The sequence below is a fragment of the Pseudomonas sp. Snoq117.2 genome, assembly GCF_900110545.1.
Taxonomy (GTDB): domain Bacteria; phylum Pseudomonadota; class Gammaproteobacteria; order Pseudomonadales; family Pseudomonadaceae; genus Chryseomonas; species Chryseomonas benzopyrenica.
Genome location: NZ_FOED01000043.1, coordinates 1 through 2735, shown reverse-complemented (window position 1 = coordinate 2735; position 2735 = coordinate 1). Strand labels below are relative to the sequence as shown.

General features: G+C 49.7%; 4 protein-coding genes. 1 reads left to right on the top strand and 3 read right to left on the bottom strand.

Translation table 11 applies throughout. The features are described from left to right. Positions 1–539 precede the first annotated feature (539 nt). Positions 540–1067, top strand: a complete 528-nt coding sequence (locus BMZ43_RS25905; RefSeq protein WP_004577223.1) for a hypothetical protein — start codon at positions 540–542, stop codon at positions 1065–1067. 101 nt (positions 1068–1168) lie between these two features. Here the strand turns inward: BMZ43_RS25905 and BMZ43_RS25900 are convergent, their stop codons facing one another. The 3 genes from BMZ43_RS25900 to BMZ43_RS26795 all read right to left on the bottom strand — a co-directional run. Beyond that, a complete protein-coding gene (locus BMZ43_RS25900) occupies positions 1169–1492 on the bottom strand; it encodes a hypothetical protein (RefSeq protein WP_080574869.1) in 324 nt (107 codons plus the stop codon). Positions 1493–1609: 117 nt separating this feature from the next. Beyond that, positions 1610–2284, bottom strand: a complete 675-nt coding sequence (locus tag BMZ43_RS25895; protein WP_003253420.1) for a heavy metal response regulator transcription factor — start codon at positions 2282–2284, stop codon at positions 1610–1612. 219 nt (positions 2285–2503) lie between these two features. Next, positions 2504–2735 (bottom strand): hypothetical protein (locus BMZ43_RS26795; protein WP_218189474.1); only part of this gene is annotated, 232 nt, incomplete at its 5' end.

The window sequence follows — 2735 nt, the reverse complement described above, 5'->3', positions numbered from 1 at the left end:
CGACACAGCAGTGCTATGCAGCTGTCTCCAGTAGAGTATGAGAAACGCTATTTCCTGAGCTTGGAGAGTGTCTAGGAAAGCAGGGGCGATTCAGTCAGCTCTGGCCGCAATATGGCTACGAGCCGTGGTCTGCTGAAGTGGAGGTCTTCCATAACCCTATGGCACTACACCCGGTGCCTAATGAGTTGATACCAGAAGTCACCCACTGGAGAGAAGTAAACGGAAGAGTCGAGTCCGAATCTTTCTTTGATGTATCCATACTCCGATCCAGGACACTCGTCCTCAGTGCAAACGCTAAGGTTCCGTCACTCGATGAGTTGCTGACAGCAACCAGTCCTCCAGAGCTCTGACGGCGGCGGGGTGGCCGCATCTTTGCCACGCAGGTAGATGAGAATTTCTCAGCAAGCTACCCAGCCAGGGGAAGGACATGAGATCCCCTGCGCATTCAGGGCCGTTGAAGCGTCACCTCTCTTCGGGTAAAAGCATGACCGTTATACAACGCTACAACAGCGTCATACCCGAGAGCATAGGAAGAAAAAATGTCGATTCAAGGACTAAAACGATACTTTGGAAACAAGATTCACGCAGTGATAATGATGGCCCCGCTTAAGCGGGAAATGATACGCCTCGGTATATGCACCCTTATGGCGATTATTCTGAATATCATCTTGTATACCGGCGTTGAAGTAGACGGCACCATCAAGCCGTGGGCAGAAACCCCGATAAAACTATTTGCATCGTCGATGTTATTCGCCTTCATGATCAAGGCTTTTCTGCCAATTCTCGGCTGGACGATTCTGAAAGCAATGCTGTTGAGTGCGAACAATGCCTTCAGCGGCATCCTGAGTTTTTTGGGCAATCAGTTCACAGGCGTCATGTACTGTACCGGAATCATTATGGGTTCTATCACGATTAAATTGTATATGGTTTCCGGGGTTTTAGACTCTGAGTTTGCTTATCTGTCCGCAATCGTATTTACTTCCGGGATTTTATATTTCTATGTGCTGCAATGCGCCATTCAAAAAACAATGAGTCCAGCTCTGCGTACACCAGCAGTACCGCGTTAAGCCACTAGGCTGTGACTATTCATCTCTGGTGCTCAGTAGGCGCTCGCTCTGCTGAACCCTCACCCATACACAACCATTAATGGCCAGGCCCGCCTTCGACTTTATGAAGAAGGCGAGCGAGCACGTGACTGATTGCGCATGTATTCCGAGATGAGACTTCCGAAATTGATGTCCGCCTCTTCAACGAGAATATTGACGTGACAGTACAGCTCTTCAGGACCTCTGAGATAATTGAAAATCCTTGATCTAACGATGCCGCAAACCCCTTCTTTGACCGCCGTAGAGGGGAGGTTGATAACATCGCCAACGCACGGAATAAGAGCTAGGCCATGGTCGCTGTTGAAGACAATGTCAGCTGGACAGGCATTAATGCTGGCATCAGATTGCCCTTGCGAAACCTGCTGATAATCAATGCTATACCTCATGTACAGCCTACCTCATTTTTTGAGTGAGGAATCAGCGCCGCGGATCGTAAACAGAAACCTCAAGCTCGCAAGCGACGGGAGTATGTAGCGGATTTTCGGTACTAGAGAGCTTGGCAACTATCGTTTTTCAAGCACATACCCTACGCCCCGAAGCGTATGTATCAGTTTGGTCTCGAAAGGGTCATCTATCTTGGCTCTGAGTCTTCGAATCGACACCTCTACAACGTTTGTGTCGCAGTCAAAATTCATATCCCAAACCTGCGAAATAATTTGGGTGCGGCTCAGCACCACACCGGTATTACGCATCAGGTAATGCAGTAACGCGAATTCTTTCGTGGTCAGGTCAATGCGCTGACCGTCCCTGAATGCCCTGTGCCGGCTCTGATCAAGCTCCAGGTCAGCGACGCGAATGACCTCTACGGATGCAGGGTGATCTGACCTGCGCATCAAGGCGCGAACCCGGGCCAGTAGCTCAGGAAACTCAAATGGCTTGATTAGGTAGTCATCTGCGCCGTTCTCCAGCCCCCGGACCTTATCCGCCAGCCGGCTTCTCGCCGTCAGCATCATGATGCGGGAAGGGCAATTTTTACGGCGCAACAACTCAAGGACCTGCCAACCATCCATCTCTGGAAGGTTTATATCGAGAATAATCAGCTCGTATTCGTGCTGTTTGGCCAAGAACAATCCATCAGAGCCGGTGTGAACGCAATCAACGACATAGCCACATTCCGTCAGACCTTGACGCACATACTCCGCAGTTTTTACTTCATCCTCAATTACCAGAATTCGCATAGGATTTTGTCTCGATATCACTGAGCAATTAACCGCGCACGCGCGCCGGCATTATTGAAAGGGATGGTAAATCAAAATGAGCGTGCCGGGGCTCAAATGACGGATTTGTAATTTCTAGGTAATACAGTTGATAGTCTGGCGGTATATCTTGTCGCGGTTTGGGTTTGACAGTTGCGGGCCCGCTCTCCAGCAGGTGATTTGACCTTATGAAGTATTGGGTTATTTTCTTCTTCGTGCTGGCTTCGTTCCGCTCAGATGACGGCGAGGTTGCTCACATTGAGGAAACTGGTCATTGGTGTAGCCATGAACTTCACCGGCATGCGATGCGTGCAATCGAACGCCTACTTGAATTCTAGGGATGCTCCGATCAACTTGTCGTGCAGCCGCGGCAAGTTGCAATTTTCCAGGCACCCACAGCGTCATTGGACGAAAAGTGACCGAAAAATCATGT